The following is a 24,911-nucleotide window of genomic DNA, read 5'->3' as shown; positions in this document are numbered from 1 at the left end:
TTTTCATGTTTGTTTGGAAAATTTTCAAGGAGAACCGTTTATATGTATCTGGAATTTGCAGGCCTGCCGGCTTCAGGTAAAAGCACGTTATCTTCAACTTTGAAAAAATATTTGGATACCTTGCCAAAGCAGGTCTTTTCCAGAAAAGAAGCAATGATACAATCTCTTAGAAGACGGGATGACGGCCACGTTAAGAATGTTTTAAAACTTTTACCATCAAGGTTTTGGTGGCCTTTGATGGGGTCACAATTTGCATTGCCTGAATTTGTTTCCTTGTCTTCCCGTCATTTGAAATTTATTATTTTTATATCAAAAATGCTTTCAGAGTCAAATTTGCCGAAAAGACTCATAGAATCCATATGGGATACGACTGTAAGAACTTTTTCTGAAATACAGCTGATCTCCCAGCATATTGGAGATTCAGAAATTATCATAATGGACGAAGCCTTTTTCCAGCGATGCTTTACTTTGTTCGGATATATGGAAAGTACCATTTCTGATGATTTAATATCTCATTATGCAGAATTAGCACCAATTTCAGATCATATTTTTTGGATCGTTACAAGTCCTCAAAGCTGCGTTGACCGACTTAAATTGCGGTATCAAAATCAAACCTCGCCTTATGAATTGAGTTCAAGGGAGCTGATACGTAATTTTGAATCAGGTAATAATGTCTTAATGCGTTTGAGCAATGCATTGGAATCCCAAGGCAAATGTGTCCATCGCATACCTGGAGATGATGATAAAGACGTATCAATTGCCAAGATTTGCAAGGCAGCAGAGATGATTTTGGCCCAAAAGGATCTAATCAAAAAGGTTTGACAAATGAAAAAAATTGTTTTTTTACATCCGTCTCATTGGGAACAGGCTATGGGAGGTGCGGAACTTCAAATTTCATACCTTGTCAAATATTTTAAAAATATGGGGCATGAAATTCATTTTATTTATGAAGATCAGGGCAATTGTGTTAAAAATAATGAAAACATTAAACTGCACCCGTTAAAAAAAATAAGAATAAGAAAAAAATTGGGGCAAAGATGGTTCTTGTATAAGAAAACAATTAATATAACTTTGGCAAAAATACAACCGGATTTGATTTATACAAGGCTATATTCATCGTGGTCTGGAATTGCTGCGGTATACTCAAAAAAAAATAAAAGTATGCATATCTGGGCACTTGCTTCTGATAAAGATGTTCAGAAAAAAAATATTATTTTATCGTTGTTTCGCCCGTTTGATTTGATAGAAAGAAACATGGTAAACAAGGCATTTTACAATGCCGACAGAATTATTGCTCAAAATATTTATCAACAAAAAGAACTTTTTGCCCGTTATAACCGCAATAGCACCATAGTTCCTCAAATGACACCATTAGTAGAAGAGACGAGAATAAAAAAGGATGCATTTCCTTTACAGATACTTTGGATAGCAAATTTAAAGCCTTTAAAACGGCCTGAAGTATTCATACGGCTGTCGAAAAAATTTGCAGCAGATAAAAGATGCAAGTTTTTAATAATTGGGCGTATGGGCAATAAATATTCACAACTTATTGACAGTGCATCTCAGGAGTTGAAACATTTTCGTTACCTCGGAGAATTATCCAACAATAAGGTGAATGATATCCTTTGCAGATCACAAATTTTAATTAACACAAGTTATTTCGAAGGATTTTCAAACACATTCGTACAGGCCTGGATGCGAAAAGTTGTGGTATTAAGTATGAATTCGAATCCGAATTCCATTTTGACAGATCACAAAATAGGATTTGTTTGTCCAACCTTAAAAGAATTAGTTGAAAAATTGGAACTATTGGTCAGTGACGACCTTTTAAGGGCAGATATGTCTAACAAATCCTATAGATTTGCAGTTCAAAATCATACTTTTGAAAAAAACATTTCAAAAGTTTCTGATCTGATGAATCTATAAAACATAATTCTCCAAAAAGTTCGTCTGTTTTTTTAAGGAATTTGAACATGTCAAGTGATAATGGTCTCACTCAGCCAACGGATCTTTACCCGGATCTTTATGAATATATCCAACGTATTATATTAAAAGAAAAAATTCATGTAATGATTTCTCTTCTGCCATATATTCCAATAGAATATATCAAAAGAGCATCAGAAAAGCTTGACGGGAAGTTAGATGTTTTGTCTGTTTTTGATGGAGGTGTACTTAATACAATTTTGAAATTTTATAAAACTAATTATTACCAGATTATCAAATCTAAAAATCAAATTAGTTTTTTTTCTTTATGTGTATACATGATTAAATTTTACAGATATTCAAGATATATAAAAAGTTTAGGATTTGATTTACCTCTTCTTTTTGATGAACATCAAAAATATGATCCATCCAATCATCTTGGTAAAATTGTTGATTATGACGTTGGAAAAATCCTGTCCGCCAAAGAATTTATTGCTTATGACAAAGATATATTGATGCTATTTGAAAAAAATTTTTTTAGCATCGTTAAAGGATTAAAAAGCACGAATTACTTTCGTATACAGCGGACCAAAAGAAAAATGACTTTAAAGCAAACGCTAAAATGGATTCATAAGTATTATAAACTGTATTGCTCTATGAAAACAGATGGATATAAGATTTTTAACAAAGGGTTGAACTCCTATCCTTGGCTTTTCGTATCAGGTAAAATAACAATGCGAATAGATGGACATCATAGATGCGCTGTGGCAAAACACCTACATATAAAAACGATTCCGGTTTTGCTGGTTGTGCCGGAAGACTTAAAAAACCGTAAGGATATAAACAGTAAATTTCTCGAACAATTATTTGAAGTCTGAATTTTTTTATCAAAACATTAAAGATTATTGGAAAAAGCAAAAATATGAAGAGTAATATTTCTGTCCTTATTTATTCAAGCAACTCCAAATATCAGAAGAAAAATATTGGTGGAGCTGAAACTTCGTTGGGTCTTATTGCAGAAAAATTGGCTGAAAGAGGAATTAAAGTAACATATTTCACAAATGGTTTTTTAAGAATTCCGGGCATAAGAAGAAAAAAAATTAACGGTGTGGATGTCTATTTTTTTACTCCCTGGAGATGGCCGACTTTTAACAATAAGTTTTTATCATTACTTGCATCAAAATTGATCAGAAAGCAAAAACAAACAGCACTTTACCGATTAATTAAAAAAAATAGTATTAATGTTGTTCACACATATGATGCTTTTCCTGAAACATTTGATATTATTGAAATACGGCGCAAATACAATTTGCAGTTTAAAATAATGATGAGGGTTGCCGGATTGCACTGGGCTTATCAAATGGAAAATCATTTGGTTAAACCTGCCACCATCGAATATGTATTTAAAAACATTGATATAATAAATCTTTTGGATATTGGGTTTAAAAAGTTGTTTAACGAAAAATGCAAACAATTTGGGATAAATCTTGTTAATCCTAAATTGTTTATTCATGATATTGGAGTTGACTGCAAATTTTATAAGGATAGGAAAAAACAACCTGAAAATAATAATTTTACAATTGTATGTGCCGCTAGATTCAGTCATATTGCAAAGAGACAGGATTTATTGATAGAAGCTATTAAAAAAATAAAAAATCATAATGTACATGTAAAATTTCTGGGAGACGGGTCATTGCTTAAGAAATATAAAAAGCAGATTGACAGTTTTTCCCTTGGGCATTTGGCTCAATTTTATGGTTATGTTTCAAAAGAAAGATTAAAGGCTATTACGGAAACGGCAGATTTGGTTGCTCTTCCGACTGATTATGAAGGAGTCAGCAAATCTGTCATTGAAGCAATGGCAATGAAATTACCAGTATTGGTTTCTGATGTTCCGGCTCTAAATAGCTTTTTAGTACATAATAAAACAGGCTTTCTCGTTGAAAATACACCTGAAAAATGGGCTGAAATAATATTGAAACTCAATAAAGATCGAAAATTGCTTTGTGAGGTTGCGGAAAGAGGATATCTTTTTACCAGTAAAACTTATAGTGCTGACAACAACATTTTTCGTTTTATTGAAGTTTTCAAGCAGATTTGAAATATTTTTAATCCGACTGTGTGTCATAGGATTACTTTGTTTGATATTGAAAAAATAAGCACAATAGAGGGATAATGTCCAAAATAATATATGTGTACACTCGGAATAATTCTTTTCGCTTAAAAGATAAGGATCGGTTGTTAAAAATATGCAAAGAGCTTGAACCTGAAAATATTGCGTCCAAAATACATCACAAAGCTTCAGTTAATGATCACATTGCCTTTGCAATAATGAATTACACAACTTCTCTTATCAAAAAAGGAAACAGTGTTTTATTGGGATGTTTGTATGATCAATGTGAGAGTTGGGATGAACCGCTAACTGATTTCATGGATGGTTCATATGCGCTTTTTCGTGATAATGAAGATTGTCTTGAAGTGGTAACTGATGCTGTGGCCTCCAGAACGATTTGGTATTATTTTGATGAAAATTGCTTTGTAGCTTCTACTTCACAAAGAGCAATACTTATGTTTATTGGCAGCTTTCATTTCGATGAGAGGGTAATCCCTTGGTTGCTATCAACGGGATCATTAGGGCCGGAACTCTCCTGGGATAAGCGATTAAAAAGACTTCCTGCTGATTCTTCAGTTCTTCTTGAAAAAAAAAAATGGTCTATATCTATGAAACAAGCCCCTATAAATTTTGCGGAGTATAGTCGATCTGATAACGAGCATAAGAAAAAAATGGAAGATGCTATTGATAAAACTATGGAGTGTTTTAAGCACATGAATTTTGAAAAATGGGCGCTTCCGCTTTCTGGTGGCTATGATAGCAGGGCTATTTTGTGTTTTCTTGTTAATAAGGGTTATGTCCCTGAAAATTTTACAACGATTACATGGGGATTGGAACAATCTATCAAAGAAAAAAAAAATGATGCAAAGGTTGCAAAAGATATAGCAAACACATTAGGTGTAACGCATAAATACTATTATACAAACGTGTCTGATGAACCAATAAAAAAGATAATTGATCGGTTTCTTCTTTGCGGGGAAGGACGCATTGATCATCTTTCCGGCTACATGGACGGTATGAAATTATGGAGAGATCTTTTTGATGATGGCAGAGTGGGTATAATCAGGGGCGATGAAGGATTTGGATGGTCTCCTGTATCGTCTGCATTAATGGTCAGGTACTCAATTGGTTGTGCATTATGTTCGGATTATTCTAACTTAGTCAATGTTATAGAAAGGTTTGGTTTATCCAATCAAGTTTTTCCCGCTGAATTAAAGCAAAAAAATGAGTCGCTCAGTACATGGAGAGATAGACTTTACCACGCATATCGTATTCCAACGGTACTGGCCGCACTTTCTGATTTAAAACTGTCTTATGCTGAGCAGATCAGTCCTTTGTTATCCCGCTCAATACTGAATCGAGTAAGAGAAATGCCGGATCGGCTGCGCACAGACAAGGCGTTATTTAAAAAAATTGTTGATTATATTACACCCAAAATACCCTATGCCAACAAAGGGGCAAACGCATCAGTGCAAGATATTTTAAAAAAGGGGCCGGTTATCGAGCTTATTCGAGATACACTCAGGTGTGATTATTCTCGAACTTTGTTTGGTTCGGAATTTTTAAATTATATTGAAAAAAATATTAGTTTTGAAGGTTCTTCAAACAAGAAAAATTCTGTTTCTATTAAGCAATTTATCAAAAAACTGATCCCAAAATTTATCAAAAACTGGCTTAAAAACAATGAGTTGGTATTACCAACTATAGATCCTAATAAGTTAGCATTTCGTGTTTATATCGTAATAAGAATGCATCAAATACTAAGTAAAGATTGTAATAGAATCAAAAGTTATTAGGCGACCGGTTTGATAATATTTTGTCTAAAAAAAGCTGCCATTTTAAGCTGAATACCCAGTATAATAAGGCTTTTCTGAGCGGCTTTGTTCCTGAGGCTTACGCTCTTGAAGATTATCATCAATCGGTGCAAATTGTCCTGTTTTATGTCAGTAGCCTAAAAAAAAATATTTTTAGAGTAATAGGTAACGATAATGTTTGACACTAAAAAAATAAAAATAATTGTCAATAATATAATATATCTGGTGTCTGGAAATATTGCTTCCCTTATATTGGGTTTTTTGTTCAATATTTATATTGCAAAGAATCTTGGTGCATCAGAATACGGGGTCTTTAGCACAGTTGAGGCTTTTGTCGCCCTGTTCGGTTTCCTTGTTTTTGAAGGATATCAAAAAGTTGCAATTAGAGAATGTTGTAAAAATACAGAAAAATTAGTGAATATTATTGAGAGTATTCTTGGGATTAAAATTGTGTTATCCCTTTTGGGGGTGTTTTGCACGATAATCGCGTCATTATTTTTTAATTATACCCAGACGCTCATTATTTATATATCAGTATTCTCATTTAATTTGCTTTTTGGCAGTATCAGTTCAATGCTTCAAGTTGTATACCATGTTAATTCAAAGATGAAATATATAGCTTATACCGATTTGATTCGAAAGCTTATTTACATATTGAGCGCAGGAACCTGCGTTTGGTTTAAGGGTGGAGTTAAGTATTTGATTATCTTTTTTACGATATCAACATTTCTTGATATATTCATCAATTTATATGTAATAAAGAAAGTTTTTTCTATTTCATTTTCAGTTAAAAATTTATTTGTTTATAAATTTAACATTATATTCTTTAAAGAAGCATTTGTTTTCTCTTTATTGGGATTTATTGGCTATTTTCATAGAACCATTGATATTACTATGCTCTCTTGGATGGTTTTATCGGAGGGCGTGGGATTTTATTCAGCTGCAAGCAGATTGATTATGCCATTACATTTGCTTGGAAGAGTGACAAAAGTTGCTTTGTTTCCACAATTTATGGAAATTTTTAAAACTCAAAAAACTATAAAAGCATCACACCTTTTCAAAATATCGGGATTAATAGCTATCTGCATGATACCAATAGCTCTTTTTATTTCAATATTTTCAGAACAAATTATCTTTTATACATTTGGGGAAGATTTTCTGGGTTCAGCAGAGGTGTTAAAATATCTAAGCTGGATGATCCCTTTCGGCATTTTAGCACTCCCTTTTTCCGTATCCATGACAGCAAATCATCATGAAAAAAAAATGATTATGCCTAATATTTTGAGATCAGCAAGCAATGTAATATTAAATTTTATCCTTATTAAAAAATATGGTTATATGGGGGCTGTTTATTCAACTGTAATAACATATTTTTGGTATCATATTATAATAAATTTCGGTTACCAATATTATGTGTTAAAAAAGGCTGGTAATATCGTTTGACTACTCGTCATGAGTGGAGTGCGGAAATATTAAGAAAATATTTTTGAAAAATGTGATAAAGTTTTTGACAATGACCAAATAAAAATTCCATGAGATCAAAACAAAATCAGATTATTGTGTTTCTATTGTTGGTGATCGGTTTATTGGTTGCAGTTAGCTATTTTCAATCAAAAAGCCAGGATGCCGGCTATTCAGAAACCACAAAATACAAACTTGTGAAAGAGATGTTCAGCGACCAGAACCTTACCAGTTCAAAATTTCAAAAAAATATTTCACAAACATATTACATAGATAAGACAAACGGTGATAATAGCGCGGATGGAACAAGCATAGAGAGCGCTTGGAAAGATTTTTCCAAAATTAAAAACGTATCTTTTGCTCAAGGGGATAGAATATTATTAAAAAGAGGAGAAATATGGAATCAGCCATTATATGTTCCCGCCGGTGGCATTGAAAACAAACCGATCATTATAGATGCTTATGGCAATGGTAATATGCCCGTTATTGACATAAGGAACAATTACCTAAATGGAATCAAAATATATCATTCTAATATTGTCATAAATAATTTAATGATACAAAATTCCATTAAAAATTGTATCGCTATGGCAAAAAGTAATGGCTTGAAAAATATCAGGTTGAATAATTTAAAAATATACAATGCAGGTCTTAATGGTATTGCAATAAGTAAAGGTGGAACAAATTTACAAATAATCAACTGCTATATTGAAAATGCGAAAAATAACGGCATAGTTTTGGAAGGATCAGCAGAAAATAAATTGAGTAATGTTATTGTGCGTGATTGCCACATTAAAAAAATTATGGATAATGACGGTATTACTATTCATCAAGATAGCTATGGCAATACTGCCGGATCAAATTTTTTATTGCAGAACAATATTGCTGAAATGTGTGCTGAGCAGGGTTTTGATATAACCACAGGCAAGAATGTATTATTAGTAAACAATATATCGGATAAAAATAAGCAAGGAGGTATTTTAGTCGGTCAATCCGCAAAAAATGTTACGATAAAAAGACACATAAGCACAAATGAGCCTACTGAAAAAAAATCAGCTGCTATTAACCTGCAAAGAAATTTTGGGAATATAAGGCTTTTAAAAAGTATTATAAAAGGAAATGGTTATCATTTGTTGCTTATAAAGGCTAATAATGTAGCTGTTTTTAATAACAATTTTATTTGGAATGGGGGTAGTTCGCCGGTTGATGTATCTGGGGAAATTGATAATATTTATTTTATTAATAATATAATATTATCAAAACAAAACAAAATGAGTCGAATTAGATTTTTAGAAGCATCAAGGCCACCTAACCATAAAAGCTTTTATTTTAACTATAATATATATCATGTGCCTGGTAAGGATGTTGTTTTTTATTATAACAAGAAAAATTATAATTTTAAAAAGTATCAAAAAACATTCAAAGTTGGTAGTCACAGCCTTAATATCAATCCTGAATTCGTAAATTCATCTGGACATGAATTAAAAATTGATTCCCCGGCAATTGACAAAGGATGTTTTTTAACCCATCCAGTCTCACAAATTACCCCAAACAAGGTCGTGGTTCAGAATACATTGTTTTTTTATAAAAATTTCAATTTTAAGAATCGTCAAAGTATAATGTTCAAAGGTATCAATGAAACCTTTAATGTTATTGATGTCGATTATAACAATAGAATTATAACTTTGGATAAAAATATAAATGTAAATCAAAACCACTTAATTGGTTTAAATTATAAAAATTCAGCATTGGATATTGGAGCGTATGAGTTTATAGACTTGTCGCTGCCAATAGATTAGACATCTAATCAATACAGACTTGTTAATATCCTCACTTGAGTCAAAAAGCCTTTTTATTTAAGATCAGAAAAAAAATTATGAACCAAAACCGATTTCTTATTATTAGTCAAAATCAATTTGGATATCATACGGATACATATTATTACTGCCGATATCTCCAAAAATCATTTGATATTAGCTATATATGCTGGGATTACAATTATAAAAAAATCAGCATGGATGGAATTAAGGTTATCTATATTTCAAGAAGAGGAAATATTGCGTTAAGAAATTTAAGGTTTCTGTTTCGAGTTATAAAAGAACTGAAAAATGAGTATGACTTTCATATTATCAAATATTTTAGGGGGTGTTCTTTTTTAAAAGTTTTATTTTACAGACAAAAGTTTTTATTTGATATCAGAACGGCTTCAGTGAAAAAAAATAAAAAGGCCAGATCTTTATATAATTTGATAATGTTATTAGAAGCAAAATTTTTTAAACACGTTTCTGTTATTTCAAATCATCTTGTTGAAAAGCTTGGTTTCTCAAAAAAAAATATATATATCCTTCCACTTGGGGCAGATGCTATTTCGAACACACAAAAAACTTTTAATATAATGAAGCTTTTATATGTGGGAACGCTGGAGAACAGAGATATTGACCAGACGCTAAAAGGTTTTTCAAGATTTTATCATGAATATAAAAATGAAATTAAAATTATTTACACAATCGTTGGGGGTGGAGATAATAACAATGAAAATGAATTAAAAAAAATTGTAACACAAAACAAAATTAATAGCGTCGTTGATATCACCGGACCAATAGCCCATAATAAACTTAAATTTTTTTTTGATTCCCACAATATTGGGGTTTCTTATATTCCTAAAACAGAATATTTTGATGCCCAGCCTCCAACAAAAACATTTGAATATTTAGTTTCGGGAATGCCGGTGATTGCAACCAATACTTCGGGAAACAAAGCGATTATAACTGATGAAAATGGTATTTTAACAAATGATACATCCGATGCTTTTTATAATGGGCTTGTCAGATTCTATGAAAACAGAGAAAATTATTTGTCCAGTCATATAAGATTAAACTCAATGCAATATACATGGGAAAAAATAGTTGATGATCTAAAAGAACATATTTTAAAAATCATAAAATCTAATATGGACTAAATTTATAAGGAGATTTGTATTGATGGGAAATTATGCAGGGCCGATTTTTATTACCGGCATGCCAAGAAGTGGAACAAAACTCTTGCGAGATCTTTTGAATGGACATCCAATGATTTCAATTCCCACAATAGAAACAGAGTTCCTCCCATACTGGGCAAGCCATTGGGAAATTTGGGGTGTATCCCAGGGCAGTTATGAATCATTTTTGAAATTTTATCATAATATTATCCAATTACCATATTTTATTTATATGGCGGAGATGGAAAAACTTATCAAGCCTGATGTCTGGTATCATGCATGTGCTGACTTTAATGTTTCAGCTGTTTTTGAAGCTCTTGTACGACATGATGCCAATATTGAAGGAAGAATGATATGGGGAGACAAATCACCAGGTTATATTCGACACATTCCTCTTTTGAAAAAAATCTATCCCCAGGCAAAAATTATTCATATTATAAGAGATGTCCGCGATTATTGTCTTTCAACCAACAAAGCATGGGGTAAAGATATGCGTCGTGCAGCTCAAAGATGGATTGATAATATTATAAAAGCAAGAAAAGACGGCGAGGATATCAAAAATGACTATTTTGAAATAAGATATGAGGATCTGCTTGAGGATACGGAAAAATCTTTAAGACAGATATGCCTTTTTTTAGATATTGCATACCAACCTCAAATGGTTTGTCTTTTAAAACCAAGTGAAAATATAGGTGATGCCAGAGGGATATCAGGCATCCTTAAACAAAACACAAAAAAGTATTTAACAAAAATGTCTTTTCCCTTAAGAAAAAAAATTGAACACATTTCATATCCTCTGCTTCTGGATTTAGGATACGAATGTAAGGTTTTTAGCTCGGTTAAAAAAATTGGCCGAATAGAATTAATATTTTTAAGAGTTCTTGATGGTATCAATTTGATTCGACTTAGAGGCAAATCCCAAGGTTTCCTGAAATCTTTATATTTTTATATGAATTCTTTCATTCAAATAAAAGAAAAATGAAAATTCTTATAACACTGCCCTTGCGAAAAGATCCTGGAGGCGTTGCAAGTTATTATAATTCAATATTGCCTTATATGCATCAAAATAGAGCCTTACAAATAGAAACAATAGAGATCGGCAGTACCCATGGTAAAAAATATTACAACCATCAAATTATAGATCAAATTCGATTTATAAAAACAATAATTTCTATAAGACCTGATGTCGTTCATATTAATCCATCCTTAAATTTTAATAGTTTTATCAGAGACGGACTATTTGTTTTTTGGGCAAAAAAACAAAAAATACAGGTCGTAATTTTTTTTCACGGCTGGCAAAAAAAATTTGAAAAAAGAATATATGGAATATTAAAATTATTTTTTAATTTTACATATAAGAAAGCAGATTTATTTATTCTTTTAGGTTCAGAGTTTAAAAGTAAACTAAGATCATGGGGAATAAGCAAACCCGTATATTTTTTAACAACAGCCGTTAATGAAATTCTTCTTGATAAATTTTCAATACAAAAAAAAATAACACGTATGAAAACATCCAAATCAGTTCGTCTTCTTTTTCTTTCCAGGCTTGAAAAAGAAAAAGGTGTTTTTGAAACCATAGATGCTTTTAAATTATTGATAGATAAAAAATATAATATAACACTTTCAATAGCCGGGGATGGAAGCGTAACAAAACAAATTGATGCATATGTAACCAGACTTGGTTTAAATGATAAAATTTTTATGCTCGGCTATTTGACTGGAAACAAAAAAGCAAATGCTTTCTCAAAACATGACATTTATTGTTTACCATCATATAGTGAAGGAATGCCAAATTCTATTCTTGAAGCAATGGCATTTGGAATGCCGGTCATTACAACGCCGGTCGGCGGTATTAAGGATTTTTTCGAAGATGACAAAATGGGGTGTTTTTCAGAATCAATTAATTCCGTTGAAGTTGCGGAATGCATAAAAAAAATATTATCAGATAAAGACAAATTATGTGATGTTTCCTACTATAATTATAACTATGCAAAACAGAATTTTATGGCATCAAAAGTGGCTGCAAAATTGAATCATATATATCAAAGATTAAATACGCAGTAAATTGTACAAGATCATATAGCAAAATCTTGAAGATATCGGATATCGATATTATTGATAGAAAGCTTAAGATAGGGGAAATAGAGAATCAATACCTGGTATATAAAACGTCTTTCCAAAATGTCTTTATTGGAAATCTTTTGGAGAATTTTAGAACAAACTAAAAAAATTATAGATAAATACAAGTATCATAAAAGGGATGATTCATTTTTTTCTCCCGGGAAAAAAATATTCCGTCTTGCGGTTCATTGCGATAATAAAATGATAGCGAAGCTTTTTCCCAAAACCGCACAATATCATTTATCCATAGCCGAGCAAACAATTCACAATCAATTATCAGCCTTTGGGATTGATATTTCTTATGGAAAGAGAATTGAATGGAACCGTGATCCTGTGACCCAAAAATTTTGGCCGAAAAAATTCTGGGGGGATATTGATTATAGAAATAAGACATTGGGTGGGGTTAAGTTTGTTTGGGAAATAAATAGGCTCTATTTTCTTGTGTCTCTTGGGATATCCTACAGACTTACAAAAAATAAAAAATACGCAGATAAAGCTGTCTGGATTATCAAATCATGGCTTAAAGACAATCCATATCCGGTTGGAGTAAACTGGGCAAGTGGAATTGAAGCTGGTGTCAGACTTGCCAATCTCATATGGACACTTTCTTTTTTTGAAGACTATTTACTTTCACATGATGATAGAAAAACAATAAATTCATTTGTATGCTTTCATGCTGATCATCTTTACAGGTATCCTTCCAAATATTCCTCTTCAAACAATCATTTTCTTGCCGAAGGGTTTGGATTGTTCATTGCCGGCCTTTATTTTCCACATTTAAAACATTCAAAAAAATGGTTTGGAAAAGGCAAGCTGATTCTTGAAAAGGAAGTGAACCGGCAGATTTTAGAGGATGGTGGAAGTTTTGAATATTCGACAACATATCTTTCCTTTGTTTTTGATTTTTTTTTATTATTTAAAATATCGTGTGATACTTGCGGAATTAAATATAACCTGAGTTTAAATAAACGCCTTGAAAAAGCCTGCGAATTTTTAAAATCTGTTATGGATAAAAATGGTAATATCCCAAACATAGGAGATCAGGACAGTGCCGTACTCGTGAATTTTGGCCTTTCAAATCTTGAAAATTGTTCCTCTATTTTAAATACAGCCTCTTTACTGTTTAACAGAAAAGATTTTTTTACAGGTACTCCAGATTTAAAAACATGGCTCTTAACAGGAGTTTATCAAAATTCCATGTATAGAGATTCTGACAAAAGGCAAAAAAAGAATTCCCGGGAAAATCAAAGTCGGGTGGGCAAACCGTTTGAATTACCGAATAAATGTTCGTTACTGCTACACAAGCAGAGTGGACTTGCCATAATTCGAGATTATATTGAAAAAAAAGAGGTGCTTTTCGTAGGCAACGCAATGCCCCTTGGTATGGCTCCCCTATACGCTCACGGGCATCTGGATGCTCTATCATTTACACTTTCCCTTGATGGACTGGAATTTTTCATTGATCCTGGAACCTATCTTTATCATAGAGGAGAGAAATGGAGAACATACTTTAGATCCACTGCGGCTCATAATACTATTCGGATTAATGAACAGGATATGAGTAAACAGATAGGGGATTTCATGTTTGGAAAGCCATACAGGATAAATAGAAACAGTCTGAAAAGGCATGATGGATATATTGTATGGGAAGCTGGGCTTGAAGCGTATTCAAAGCAAATGCCATGTTTAAATATAAATAGACAGGTTGTGTGGAGATTAAAAGAAAATCAGTTTGTTGTTTCAGATTTTATAATATCTAAAAAAAAAGTTTTAGCGGAGCTTTTTTTTCATCTTCACCCCCTTTGCAAGGTTAAAAATATTGACGGTGAGGTTGTGATACAAAGAGATGAAATAGAGATTATAATTTTGCCGGATATAAGAGGAAATATTGAAATCCTTAAAGGATACCATGATCCAATTGCTGGTTGGTACTCTGCTAATTTTAATGAAATCATAGAAACACATACTATTAGATTTTATAAAATTTTAGATGGTAAGGAAAAAATTACCACCAGCATAAGTTTAAAATGCAATTAGTAACTATATAAAAAAATCAACAGGCTTGTATGTCTAAATAACAATAGTAGCAACTGGAAGAAGGTTACAATGAAGATTAGTATCTTTGGGCTTGGATATGTTGGTGTGGTTTCTGCGGCATGTTTTGCAAAGGACGGACATACGGTAATAGGCGTTGATCCTGTAGATGTTAAAGTGAATATGATAAACAGGGGTGAATCGCCAATTATTGAAAAGGATATAGGGGAAATAATAAAATTTGTGGTTGAGAATGGAAAATTGAAAGCAACCACAAATGCACTGGAAGCGATTGAAAACAGCGAACTTTCTCTTGTCTGTGTGGGAACTCCCAGCAAAATCAACGGCGATCTGGATACAAGCTATGTTCAAAGGGTATGTGAGCATATTGGCGCAGCAATAAAGAATAAAATTCAACGCCATGTCGTGGTTATTAGAAGTACCATAATTCCCGGCACAATTAAAAATATCGTTATCCCGACTCTTGAGGCAAGCTCCGGTAAAATTGCCGGGCAGGATTTCGGTGTATGCAATAATCCTGAATTTTTAAGGGAGGGAACTGCTGTTTATGATTTTTACAATCCTCCTAAAACCGTAATTGGTGAGACTGATGTCGTAAGCGGAGACCTTTTGGCATCCATATATCAAAATCTGGACTGCCCCGTTATCAGAACAGCCATTGAAGTTGCAGAAATGGTAAAATATGTTGATAATGTCTGGCATGCGCTTAAGGTGGGATTTGGAAACGAAGTTGGAAATATCTGCAAATCCCTTGGGGTGGATAGCCATGATGTTATGGATATTTTCTGCAGCGACACAAAACTTAATATTTCACCGTGTTACTTAAAACCCGGATTTGCCTTTGGCGGTTCATGTTTGCCCAAGGATGTAAGAGCGCTTGCTTATAAAGGCAAATCATTGGATATTAATCTTCCCATATTGAATTCCATTCTTCCAAGTAATGATTTGCATATTGAAAATGGTTTACGCATGGTTATGGAAGATGATAATCGACAGATTGGTTTTTTAGGTTTCAGTTTTAAGGCAGGGACTGATGATTTAAGAGAGAGTCCTGTTGTTGAGATGATTGAACGGCTTCTTGGAAAGGGATATGAAATAAAATTGTATGATAAAAATGTAAATCTTGCCGCTTTGGTTGGGGCAAACAAAGCTTTTATATTGAACAAGATTCCGCATATTGCAAAGTTAATGGTTAAAACAATGAATGAAGTTCTTGAACATGCCCAGACGATTGTGATTGGAAATAATTCATTTGAATTTAAGAATATTATGGATAATTTGAGAGAAGATCAAAAAGTGATAGATCTTGTGCGCGCTGTTGACGGCATAAACAGCAATGGATTTTACAAAGGGCTTTGCTGGTAAATAAATATGAAAGTATTAATAATTGTTGAAAATCTTCCTGTCCCTTTTGACAGGCGGGTATGGCAGGAAGCAACAACATTGAAAAACAATGGATATTCTGTTTGTATCATATGTCCTGCAATGAATGGATATTTGAAAAGATATGAATTAATTGACGGGATTCACATATACCGTCACCCTTTGCCTTTGGAAGGCAGGGGTGCTTTTGGCTACATGGTTGAGTATTCGTCTGCGTTGTATTATCAGTTTGTGTTGTCCTTGAAAATTTTTTTTCAACATGGCTTTGATGTCATCCATGCATGCAATCCTCCTGATAATATTTTTATTATTGCTGTTTTTTTTAAATTTTTTTTCAGAAAAAAATTTTTATTTGATCACCATGATATTAATCCCGAGCTGTATCTTGCAAAATTCGGGAAAAAAGATTTGTTTTACCGGCTGATGCTTTTATGGGAAAAATGGACGTTTAAAATAGCTGATGTTTCCATTGCAACGAACGAGTCTTACAAAGCAATTGCCATAAGACGTGGTGGTATGAAGTCTGAGAATGTCTATATTGTCCGAAGTGGGCCTAATTTAGAACGTACAAAAAGAAGGCCTGTAAATGATAAGTGGAAAAAAGGTAAAAAATACTTGGTGGGCTATGTTGGAGTGATGGGTGGTCAAGAAGGGCTTGATTATCTTCTAAAAGGAATATCCTTTCTTGTACATGTATTAAAAAGAGAAAATATCCATTTTATTCTTGTAGGAAACGGAACTGAACTTGAGTTGCTCAAGACCATGGCCCGGCAGTTGAAAATTGAAGCATATGTTACTTTTACGGGCAGAGTGCCGGATGATACGTTGATGGAGATTTTGAGTACCGCTGATGTTTGTGTTAATCCCGATGCTGTAAATGATATGAACGATAAATCCACCATGAACAAGATTATGGAGTATATGGCTCTTGCCAAACCCATTGTTCAATTTGAAATGACTGAAGGAAGATTTTCAGCACAGGATGCATCACTTTATGCTGAGCCCAACAATTATGAATCTTTAATAAAGAAAATTATTGAAATAATAGACAATCCGGAAATGGGAAAACAAATGGGCAATTATGGCAGAATGAGAATTGTTTCCAAGCTTCAGTGGAAACATGAAATTCCAAAATTGCTTTCAGCCTATAACGGTTTAAAATAAACTCCATATCATATCACAGTTTCTATGCTTTTCTTACTGTCATGGAGGTAGGCAATCTGTCCGGCAGCCAAAAAGAATATATACACAAAAATATTTTGCTCAAGGGTTTCAGTATAAAACATTGAAAGGAAAAAAAACATACTAAAACTGAGCATTCCTAAAGAAAAAGCACCTGAAAAATCGTCTTTTTTACATAACTTTGAGGAGTCCAAAAAAACAAAAAAAAGGAATGAATATATTAGGACAATGCCCATTGTTCCAATCTCCCACATAAGTTTAGTAAAAGATACGCTTTTTGCCCCATAATAGATCCCCTCTCTAACATATTTCCCATTAAGTTTCTTGGTAAATCCCTCTGATACATTTCCGGCCCCACGTCCAAAAAATAGAAATCTTATGTCCTTAACCGCGTTCTTAATTGAATTTTTAATGGGATCAATTCGTTTTCTGTTATAATGTGCCACGCGTCCGGGCATGGTAACAAAAGTTTCAATACCATAACCCCATGTTTGGGACTGAAAATGATTGTAAATACCTTTCAATATAAAAAAAGAAGCAACCAGAATTAATATGACCAGCATAATTCGAAAAATAGTTTTTTTTATATCTTTAATAAATATGGCTGGGAAAATCATGGTAATTGGCAAAAGAAGAAAAGTTATTTTTGTTTCATTCAAGGTTGTAGGAATAAATGAGGCTGCAAAAGACAACAGGAATATCGGCAGCGAGATTTTTTTTTTAAAATAGAAAGCAATAAGAAATGAGATTATAATAAGCAAAAATATTGACAATACACCTGATGCATGCACCCCGAGTGTTCCGCCTACTGGATCTCCTCCCTTTGTGGAAAATTCTACAAACCGCTGCCATAGTACGATAGGAAATTGGATCATTGCCAAGATGAATATTATAATGGTGATTTTTTTAAAATCTTGCGTCGAAAATGGAAATATAAGTGGAAGCAAAAAAACAGGAATGAATTTTGTATAAATTCTGAGTCCGGATAGCATTGTCCAAGCGCTAACGTCATTTAAAAAAAAGCCGACAAGCAAATTCGCTATGTATAAAAAGAGTAAAAAGGTATATTTTATTGGTATATGGGTTTGTTTGATAATTGCCATTTTAAATGGGATAGAAACAGCAATAACTATAGAAATAAATTCCGGCAGCCATGTTATCTGCCTTACCCCAATACCATATCTAAAAAAGAGCCAATCCAAAATAAAGATGCTTGTTATAAGCAAATAAAGTAAAGAATTAATCATTTCAGGCTCTTGTAGTCATTATATGAATTTATACACCCAGCCTGGAATGACCTGTTGCAAACGGTTAAGAACTACTCCCCCAATTTGACATTCATCGTTTTGCAAAAGAGATTTTGCTTTTTCCAGAACAGGTCTCTGGACTTGCGCAGACTGTATTATTAAAAAGGTAAGATCTGCAGCAGGAGCTACTGATAAGGCATCAGAGGAACTGAGAACAGGTGGGCAGTCGATAAAGATATAATCATACAATTGCTTACAATAATCAATCAGCTTAACAAAATTTTCCTGTTCCAGGTTACCAAAATCTTTAACCTTTCCTTTGCTGCAGGAAAGGACAAAGATATTAGAAGTTATGGGAATAGCCGCCTTGCGAATTCCAAGCCTGTTGTTAAATACATCAACAAGGTCAGGGGCTTTATTGGAAATATTAAAAATGGTATGCAGTTTTGGGGATTGCAAATTAGCATCAATTACCAATATTTTTTTTGTTGTTGTTTGAGAAGCTACATAATTAACCAAATTTGCCACAACAGTGGAGACGCCTTCTTTACTCCTGCTGCTGATAAAGTTAAAGGCCTTGAACCCGTTTTTTTTATTAAAAAACAAAATTTTTTTATAAAGATCACCAGTCTGTTTTTTGTTTTTCAAGTTTAGAAAACGCCATGCAGACGAAGATTTTTTATCACCTTGATTCATTGAGTTGTAGTCAAAAATAGGTTCTTTTAAATTATTTGCGGAATCCTTTGATTGATAACTTTTTTTGGATACAGGATCTATTGATTGATGCGTATCAATGAGAAAATTATCATCACTGTTTGAATTTTGTTTTTTAATGTGAGCAGCTTGAATATAGCGGTTGCTATATGTAGATTGCCGGTTTTGTTTATTTCCAATATTTTCTTTTTTACTTGATGCAATAGCTTTAAATCGATTTTCAAAAGAATCTGACGGTGAGTTGTCTTTTTCTTCCGGAAAATTCTTTGTAAGTTCAGATTGCCGGTTTGTTACGTTCATAAGTTATATCTCTATATTTGTATTCATGTTTTTATCATTGATAGCATATTAGCTGTTATTTTATTTCATTGTATGTGCAAATTACAGGTAAAGACAAAATAGTTTCAATATCGTCAGAAGTCTTTAATTTATAATCAAGTGTTTCCAGAATAAACGGCAGGATAAGTGCGGCAAAAAAGCCTAAAAAGATTGAAACCTCCAATGCAAGTAATTTGTTAGGTGACTTTTGCCTTAAAGGAGTGGCAGCTGCTTCCACAATGACTATATTTGATAGGTTACTGTCATTGCGTTTTGAAAATAATCTTGAGTCTTCTTTTTTTGACCCATATTTTAAAAGGTTTTTTCTGGCAATGTCTACATCCATCTGAAGTTCTTTATGTTCTTCAGTCTTCTGCTGGAAATCATTGGATTGTTCCTTTAAATTATCAATTTTATTCTTGAGCAGGTCTATTCGTATTTTAAGGGCTTCATTATTCATTTTGTTTGTTTTTGAGGCATTAATACCCTCATTTTTTATTTCCTGGCGCAGCATTGCAATTTGGTCATCAATCTGCTTATACTCCCTGCTTTGCTTGGTAAAGGTTTTACTTATTTCAGTGCGTTTAATCAAAAGCGGCACCAGACCTTTTGCCAACTCAACGATGACCGGCATAGACCGCACTTCTTTAGAAATAACAAAGTCGGTCCCTTTAATTTTTAGACCCTCCTCTAGCATTTTTACTTTAGCTTGATTTTCTGCAATTGTTATTTCCAGATTTTTCAGTTCTGTCTGAAATGATGAAATGAGCTGAATATTGGCAGACGTCTGACTTTCCATATTTACAATATTCCATTGATTATTAAATGCCTTTAATTTTTTTGTGGCTGCTGCCAGTTTTTTTGCGTAATATACCTTTTGTTCTTCATAGAACATCTCAGTATCGCCAAGTGAAAGTGTCTTTTTACGATGTTTCATATAAAATTCGATATGTTTATTCAGCACCTCGGCAACTTGTTCCTGATAGGGCGAGGTAAGGGAAATAGAGATGATATTTGAGGATGAAATTGGATCGACGTTCAAGGCACCTAACAATGCTTTTGCTTTTTTTTCAGAATCTGTCAGAGGTTTTTTAAAAAGTTTCAAGCTGTCAAAAATATTAGATTCGCTTTTTTTTTCCAGGGATTGCTCTGGCGCGGAACTTGTTTGATTATAGTATGCCACAGTACTGTTTATGACTACATCGCTTTTAAGCATCTCAATTTCGGTATTGATGTCTTGGTCGTTTACCGGGCTTGAAAGGTATTGACGCGAGTCATCACCCGGGGAAACAACCAACTCTCCGGCGGATTTGGGAAGAATCATAATTTTTACGGAACTCTCATAGAGAGGGGTCTGGGAAAAAGAATAAAAACAAATGCCGATAACTATGAGGCAGAAGATAAAAATAGCCTGTTTCTGCCAAAAAAACCAGATTCGTGCAAAATCTCTTGATGATTTTAATGTAGTAATTGCCATATTTATAATACCTTTTTTAACAGAATCTATTTTATTATGGGTTTTGTTTCAATCAAAGTCCCGCCAAATGCAGCTCCGCCCATTTCATACGGGCCAATAAGCGAAGTGGGAATCATTTTGTTGATATATTGATCAACAAATAAATTCCTGCGTGCTATTGCTGATTTTGGAACATATACGATATCATATTGATTTAGTACCAGATCCTGGCTTAAGTCGGCATTATATAAGACCTTTTCAAGATTCACAAGTCTGCCCCATGGTCTTCTTTTTTTGTCTCTGCTGATGACAAGTATGGTGCTTTTTTCTGCTGTATCCTTAGTGCCTCCGGCTCTGGCAATTAACTGAGTTACGGTAATGCTCCCATCTACAAGGTAGCTGTCTGGTCTGGAAACCTCGCCCATGATATATACCAGATTGGCTTTCATAACTTTTAAAATCAATGTTATGGTCAAGTTGTCTATTTGGGCCTGATACTGTTTGGTCAGTATTTCTTTTACTTCAGGCAGGGTTTTGCCACCGGCCATGACATCGCTTATGATGGGGAAAGACAGATATCCATCCGGCCTGATGGCTGAAAGTTTACTTTGCCCCCGGCTTGAGGTTGTGATTGCTTTTTTTAAGCGATCAATCGTCCGGTTGTATTGAATCATTGTAACCGTAACAATCGGATCAATGAAATCTTTACCGTATATGTTTTTGATTTTTTTTTGAAGTTGTAACGGTGTAAGTCCCAAAGCATATACTGCGCCTATTTTGGGCATGGTTATATTCCCGTCCGGTCTGACAACCAATTCCCTGTTCATATCAGGGTGATAGGCGAATTCAACTTTTAAAACATCTGCAACCGACAAAACATATGCTTTGGTATCCGGCCTGGGCGTATAATGGTAAACAATTTCCAGGACATCACCTGGGCCAAGCAGATATTCGTGTTCTACCTTGGGCATGGGCCGATCATAAATGGTTTCTTTGCTGATCCCTATCTCTGATTTTCCTGTACAGGAAGTACAAAATATTATTATTAATACCAAGGCGATAAGATTTTTAAAGTTTGTTCTAACTTTGAACTCCTGATAATATTTTATAATTTCTTGGTATTTCAAAATTTTGTTCATGCTTTGATTTTATTACTCCTGTCGTTTCTTGAATTTAAATTCCAGGCGGCGGTTCAACGCACGTCCAGCAGGGTTATCGTTCGTGCTAATCGGGATGGAAAAGGAGTGCCAGCTGATGGATAATCGTCCTGAATCAATTCCTCGTTTTTTCAGGTAATCAAAGCCTGTTTGAGCCCGTTGTCTGGAAAGTTTAATGTTATATTTCATTGAGCCGAAATTGTCGGTATGCCCGCTGATGTGCAAGTCCAGGAATGAGTGTCTTTTGAGCAAAGCCACTACCTGTTCAAGTGCTGTAATACCTTCGGGTTTCAGGATGTGCTTATCAAAGTCAAAGAGAACGTCAGCCTGAAGCACCAGATCCCAGCAACCGTTTTCGTCGACCTTGAGACCCGGCTTTGTCCCCGGGCAATCATCCCTGTCATCGGTCACACCGTCACCATCACTGTCTGGCTGTACCCTGGTCAGAAATATTTCATGGACAAATTGTACCATTTTTTCTTTATCCAGCAGATCATCACCATTGATTGCAAGTCCGCATTGTCCACTCATGGCAATCCTGTCCATAACTTTTTTACCGGAGGGATCTTTCCCGATAAGAATAGTATAAATACAAATATCTTCCTCATATTTTGCTTTTAGATCCTGGGCTGTAAGTACCTCTTTTTCACCCATGTCTTTGCCGTCACTGATTATGATTACGGCTATTTTTCCCTTGTGATTATACCAGTCCTTGCCGGTTGCTTTCAAAGTGGGGGCAAGTGGGCTTACTCCATCAGCATCCAGTATTTTATCAATTGCGTGGGCATATTCATTTTTATTATAATTCAAAAATTTTGTATTGTCATTTTCCTTTAATCCATATTCAAAATTGGTATAGACGGGATAACCAAAGGTCCTTATGGTGCCTGTGAAATCCAGATCCGGAATGGCTTGATTAAATCCTTTGGTAAGTTCCTTGGCAAATTTGAATTTGCTGTACAGAAGATTTTGGTGACAGCGATTGCATTCCATGGCGTATTGTCGTTTGTCCTCGTCGGCAAATTCAAGACCACCGTGTTTTACTGCATGATTTTCAGCATATTCTGGATGCTGATGATCTGTGTGGCAGGCAATACAATCATTGGAAGGTGTGTAAGTCTCTGTCATTGAGGCGGAAGGGTCAAATATAACCGTGAAATTGTCTACCTTTTTTACAAATTCTTTGGTATTAACAGGCTGATTTTCTTTAAAATCAAACCTGTGGAATTCCTTTGAAGCAGTTTTAATAACGTTTTTATCTACAACAGGTGGAGTAGTATTAGCGGCACACCCCAAAAAAATAATAAAGAAAAACAGCGGCATAAGTTTTAGTGTTATTTTATTTTGCATTTATTTTCTCCAGACAACAAAATACTCATTTCAACAAAAAAATTCATAGGGCGATCTACATGTACTATATACTGAGGGTATATGGTTTGTTTTGAAATCTTTTTTTTGTTTTCATTGAGTCTGATTTTTATCAACATAATTATATGCTGGCGCAGGGTAGATAGTTTGGTTGCTGTTATTTTGTAGGTTACTGATTTTGTAAGATTTATTCTGGTTGAAAATGTGAGCCGATAAAAAGAGAATGATTAAGATCAAAATAATAATGAATCCTTTTTTTCCATATCGAGATCCCAAATTTTTAAGATCAATTTTTTTTGGGGGCTTTTTCCCAGATAAATCCTCTCCAGTTTCTCCGGCCTGGGTAATTTCTGCGTGCATATCTTTATCCCGGAATTCCTCATCTTCAGACAACGGGTTTTCAATATAAGCATGGCTTGGTTTCTCATATGAGAATTGAGCAGTCCTTGGTTTTTGTAGATTTTTAATTCCAACCAGTTTTTTTTTTGCAATGGTTTGATTGACCATAGACTGGTCAATCAAATTGAGTTTCTGGTTGCTTGCCGATAAAAGACAATTATCACAAATATTATTGATAAGCCGGGGATTGCCGTTGCTTATCGTTTCTATTACGCTTATGGCTTCATCGTCAAAAACAGGCTTGCCACTTGCGCCGGAGTGTATTAAACGAAAATAAATATATTCTTTGATGTCTTCAAAATCAAAGGGGTCTAAACAATAAATTCTTTTGATTCGTTGCCCCAAAGCTATGTTTTGGGGATGATTCAGTGTCTCTAAAAAATTTTTATGAGCAAATAAAATGATCCGTATGGGGAAATATCCCAAATAATTGTAACTGGCAAAAAGCCTTAGTTTTGTAAGATAAGAATAACTGAATTCCTGGGCATCATCAATTACCAGATAAACAAATTTTTTTTTTCTTTCTTCAATCATATTCTTTTCAAAATATTCATATAAAATATTTTGAAGTTTTAATTCATCGGATGTATCAATTTCATCCATAGCAATTTTTAATTCCACAATAATTTTTTCAAGTAGCATGGGGAAACTATAGGTTGGCGTTGAGATATAAACTGAAGTTTGTTTGTTTTTTTTTAACGCTTTAATGAGCTTAAGCGACAAAAGAGTCTTGCCTGACCCATATTCTCCTGACACAAGAAGAATGGGGTCACTTCTTTTTATCCCTTGAGCAAGGTAATTCCAACAATTTTTATGGGCTTTGGATTTGTAAAAAAGATCTGGCGACGGATGACAGTCAAACGGTTCTTTTTGCATTAGATAGAATTTTTTATACATCAAATATACCCTTTTAAGCGCGAACAAAAAAAATAGTTTTCGAAACTATTACTAATTTTACCATATTAATCAAGATTTTTTGTGTAGCCGTTGTTTTAATAAATTTCTTCCCTATGCTTCTGATTGAAACAGCAAAATATGAAACCCGTAAAATTTGAAGAAAAAGTTCATTATAGTTTATCACTATCGTAAAGTTATAGTGGGATGGGTAGCTCTGATCAAAAGTCTGATATCATATTTGTCCAAATTTTCATATCATTTGTTTTAGATTGCCTTTTTGAAAGTTTGTACGGCCATTGCAAACTATGGATCTTTTTGTTATTCAT

General features: G+C 33.7%; 19 protein-coding genes. 13 read left to right on the top strand and 6 right to left on the bottom strand.

Annotated features, from left to right (window positions below):
- Positions 1 to 42 precede the first annotated feature (42 nt).
- The 13 genes from BLT94_RS03445 to BLT94_RS03385 all read left to right on the top strand — a co-directional run bounded on the left by BLT94_RS03445 (position 43) and on the right by BLT94_RS03385 (position 17,011).
- Positions 43 to 822, top strand: a complete 780-nt coding sequence (locus BLT94_RS03445) for a hypothetical protein (RefSeq protein WP_092230427.1) — start codon at positions 43 to 45, stop codon at positions 820 to 822.
- A 3-nt stretch (positions 823 to 825) separates the two neighbouring features.
- Positions 826 to 1,926 carry a glycosyltransferase family 4 protein gene (locus BLT94_RS03440; protein WP_092230425.1) on the top strand — a complete coding sequence of 367 codons (1,101 nt, stop codon included), beginning with the start codon at positions 826 to 828 and terminating at the stop codon, positions 1,924 to 1,926.
- A gap of 47 nt (positions 1,927 to 1,973) precedes the next feature.
- Complete coding sequence (locus BLT94_RS03435; protein WP_092230423.1) at positions 1,974 to 2,801, top strand: ParB N-terminal domain-containing protein; 828 nt, start codon at positions 1,974 to 1,976, stop codon at positions 2,799 to 2,801.
- 44 nt (positions 2,802 to 2,845) lie between these two features.
- Positions 2,846 to 4,024 carry a glycosyltransferase family 4 protein gene (locus BLT94_RS03430; RefSeq protein WP_092230421.1) on the top strand — a complete coding sequence of 393 codons (1,179 nt, stop codon included), beginning with the start codon at positions 2,846 to 2,848 and terminating at the stop codon, positions 4,022 to 4,024.
- Positions 4,025 to 4,098: 74 nt separating this feature from the next.
- The gene (locus BLT94_RS03425; RefSeq protein WP_092230419.1) at positions 4,099 to 5,832 is read left to right on the top strand and encodes an asparagine synthase-related protein; all 1,734 of its coding nucleotides are present in this window, start codon (positions 4,099 to 4,101) and stop codon (positions 5,830 to 5,832) included.
- A gap of 192 nt (positions 5,833 to 6,024) precedes the next feature.
- Positions 6,025 to 7,293 (top strand): flippase, encoded by a 1,269-nt coding sequence (locus BLT94_RS03420; protein WP_092230417.1) that lies wholly within the window; start codon positions 6,025 to 6,027, stop codon positions 7,291 to 7,293.
- 143 nt (positions 7,294 to 7,436) lie between these two features.
- Positions 7,437 to 9,110, top strand: coding sequence for a right-handed parallel beta-helix repeat-containing protein (locus tag BLT94_RS03415; RefSeq protein WP_175530257.1), 1,674 nt, complete (start codon positions 7,437 to 7,439; stop codon positions 9,108 to 9,110).
- Between the two features lie 77 nt (positions 9,111 to 9,187).
- The gene (locus tag BLT94_RS03410) at positions 9,188 to 10,270 is read left to right on the top strand and encodes a glycosyltransferase (RefSeq protein ID WP_092230414.1); all 1,083 of its coding nucleotides are present in this window, start codon (positions 9,188 to 9,190) and stop codon (positions 10,268 to 10,270) included.
- A gap of 22 nt (positions 10,271 to 10,292) precedes the next feature.
- Positions 10,293 to 11,270, top strand: a complete 978-nt coding sequence (locus BLT94_RS03405; protein ID WP_092230412.1) for a sulfotransferase family protein — start codon at positions 10,293 to 10,295, stop codon at positions 11,268 to 11,270.
- Positions 11,267 to 12,352, top strand: a complete 1,086-nt coding sequence (locus tag BLT94_RS03400; RefSeq protein WP_092230410.1) for a glycosyltransferase family 4 protein — start codon at positions 11,267 to 11,269, stop codon at positions 12,350 to 12,352. The genes BLT94_RS03405 and BLT94_RS03400 overlap by 4 nt, the downstream gene beginning before the upstream one ends.
- Before the next feature lie 117 nt (positions 12,353 to 12,469).
- A complete protein-coding gene (locus BLT94_RS03395) occupies positions 12,470 to 14,446 on the top strand; it encodes an alginate lyase family protein (RefSeq protein ID WP_092230408.1) in 1,977 nt (658 codons plus the stop codon).
- Between the two features lie 69 nt (positions 14,447 to 14,515).
- Positions 14,516 to 15,829, top strand: coding sequence for a nucleotide sugar dehydrogenase (locus BLT94_RS03390; RefSeq protein ID WP_092230406.1), 1,314 nt, complete (start codon positions 14,516 to 14,518; stop codon positions 15,827 to 15,829).
- Between the two features lie 6 nt (positions 15,830 to 15,835).
- Positions 15,836 to 17,011 carry a glycosyltransferase family 4 protein gene (locus tag BLT94_RS03385; protein WP_092230405.1) on the top strand — a complete coding sequence of 392 codons (1,176 nt, stop codon included), beginning with the start codon at positions 15,836 to 15,838 and terminating at the stop codon, positions 17,009 to 17,011.
- Positions 17,012 to 17,019: 8 nt separating this feature from the next.
- On the opposite strand, the gene BLT94_RS03380 is transcribed toward BLT94_RS03385, so the two are convergent.
- From BLT94_RS03380 to BLT94_RS03355, 6 genes are all read right to left on the bottom strand, one after another.
- Positions 17,020 to 18,276 carry a hypothetical protein gene (locus BLT94_RS03380; RefSeq protein WP_092230403.1) on the bottom strand — a complete coding sequence of 419 codons (1,257 nt, stop codon included), beginning with the start codon at positions 18,274 to 18,276 and terminating at the stop codon, positions 17,020 to 17,022.
- An 18-nt stretch (positions 18,277 to 18,294) separates the two neighbouring features.
- Positions 18,295 to 19,290, bottom strand: a complete 996-nt coding sequence (locus BLT94_RS03375) for a CpsD/CapB family tyrosine-protein kinase (RefSeq protein ID WP_092230401.1) — start codon at positions 19,288 to 19,290, stop codon at positions 18,295 to 18,297.
- Positions 19,291 to 19,345: 55 nt separating this feature from the next.
- Complete coding sequence (locus BLT94_RS03370; protein ID WP_092230399.1) at positions 19,346 to 20,785, bottom strand: GumC family protein; 1,440 nt, start codon at positions 20,783 to 20,785, stop codon at positions 19,346 to 19,348.
- Positions 20,786 to 20,811: 26 nt separating this feature from the next.
- Complete coding sequence (locus tag BLT94_RS03365) at positions 20,812 to 21,903, bottom strand: polysaccharide biosynthesis/export family protein (protein ID WP_092230397.1); 1,092 nt, start codon at positions 21,901 to 21,903, stop codon at positions 20,812 to 20,814.
- 12 nt (positions 21,904 to 21,915) lie between these two features.
- Positions 21,916 to 23,271 carry an OmpA family protein gene (locus BLT94_RS03360; RefSeq protein WP_092230395.1) on the bottom strand — a complete coding sequence of 452 codons (1,356 nt, stop codon included), beginning with the start codon at positions 23,269 to 23,271 and terminating at the stop codon, positions 21,916 to 21,918.
- 111 nt (positions 23,272 to 23,382) lie between these two features.
- Positions 23,383 to 24,585: an ExeA family protein gene (locus BLT94_RS03355; RefSeq protein WP_092230393.1), complete on the bottom strand. Its 1,203-nt coding sequence runs from the start codon at positions 24,583 to 24,585 to the stop codon at positions 23,383 to 23,385.
- Between the last annotated feature and the right edge of the window lie 326 nt (positions 24,586 to 24,911).

The sequence above is a fragment of the Desulfobacula phenolica genome (assembly GCF_900105645.1).
In the GTDB taxonomy this organism is placed as follows: Bacteria; Desulfobacterota; Desulfobacteria; order Desulfobacterales; family Desulfobacteraceae; genus Desulfobacula; species Desulfobacula toluolica.
The sequence above is the reverse complement of the archived record's forward strand: the minus strand, read 5'-3'. Positions and strand labels throughout refer to the sequence as shown.

Bases quoted from the DNA above. Each gene is read 5' to 3' on its own strand.
- BLT94_RS03360 (WP_092230395.1), bottom strand. From the start codon at position 23,271: ATGCAAAATAAAATAACACTAAAACTTATGCCGCTGTTTTTCTTTATT.
- BLT94_RS03425 (WP_092230419.1), top strand. From the start codon at position 4,099: ATGTCCAAAATAATATATGTGTACACTCGGAATAATTCTTTTCGCTTA.
- BLT94_RS03405 (WP_092230412.1), top strand. From the start codon at position 10,293: ATGGGAAATTATGCAGGGCCGATTTTTATTACCGGCATGCCAAGAAGT.
- BLT94_RS03380 (WP_092230403.1), bottom strand. From the start codon at position 18,276: ATGATTAATTCTTTACTTTATTTGCTTATAACAAGCATCTTTATTTTG.
- BLT94_RS03365 (WP_092230397.1), bottom strand. From the start codon at position 21,903: ATGAACAAAATTTTGAAATACCAAGAAATTATAAAATATTATCAGGAG.
- BLT94_RS03395 (WP_092230408.1), top strand. From the start codon at position 12,470: ATGTCTTTATTGGAAATCTTTTGGAGAATTTTAGAACAAACTAAAAAA.
- BLT94_RS03445 (WP_092230427.1), top strand. From the start codon at position 43: ATGTATCTGGAATTTGCAGGCCTGCCGGCTTCAGGTAAAAGCACGTTA.
- BLT94_RS03370 (WP_092230399.1), bottom strand. From the start codon at position 20,785: ATGGCAATTACTACATTAAAATCATCAAGAGATTTTGCACGAATCTGG.
- BLT94_RS03375 (WP_092230401.1), bottom strand. From the start codon at position 19,290: ATGAACGTAACAAACCGGCAATCTGAACTTACAAAGAATTTTCCGGAA.
- BLT94_RS03355 (WP_092230393.1), bottom strand. From the start codon at position 24,585: ATGTATAAAAAATTCTATCTAATGCAAAAAGAACCGTTTGACTGTCAT.
- BLT94_RS03435 (WP_092230423.1), top strand. From the start codon at position 1,974: ATGTCAAGTGATAATGGTCTCACTCAGCCAACGGATCTTTACCCGGAT.
- BLT94_RS03385 (WP_092230405.1), top strand. From the start codon at position 15,836: ATGAAAGTATTAATAATTGTTGAAAATCTTCCTGTCCCTTTTGACAGG.
- BLT94_RS03420 (WP_092230417.1), top strand. From the start codon at position 6,025: ATGTTTGACACTAAAAAAATAAAAATAATTGTCAATAATATAATATAT.
- BLT94_RS03440 (WP_092230425.1), top strand. From the start codon at position 826: ATGAAAAAAATTGTTTTTTTACATCCGTCTCATTGGGAACAGGCTATG.
- BLT94_RS03400 (WP_092230410.1), top strand. From the start codon at position 11,267: ATGAAAATTCTTATAACACTGCCCTTGCGAAAAGATCCTGGAGGCGTT.
- BLT94_RS03430 (WP_092230421.1), top strand. From the start codon at position 2,846: ATGAAGAGTAATATTTCTGTCCTTATTTATTCAAGCAACTCCAAATAT.
- BLT94_RS03410 (WP_092230414.1), top strand. From the start codon at position 9,188: ATGAACCAAAACCGATTTCTTATTATTAGTCAAAATCAATTTGGATAT.
- BLT94_RS03390 (WP_092230406.1), top strand. From the start codon at position 14,516: ATGAAGATTAGTATCTTTGGGCTTGGATATGTTGGTGTGGTTTCTGCG.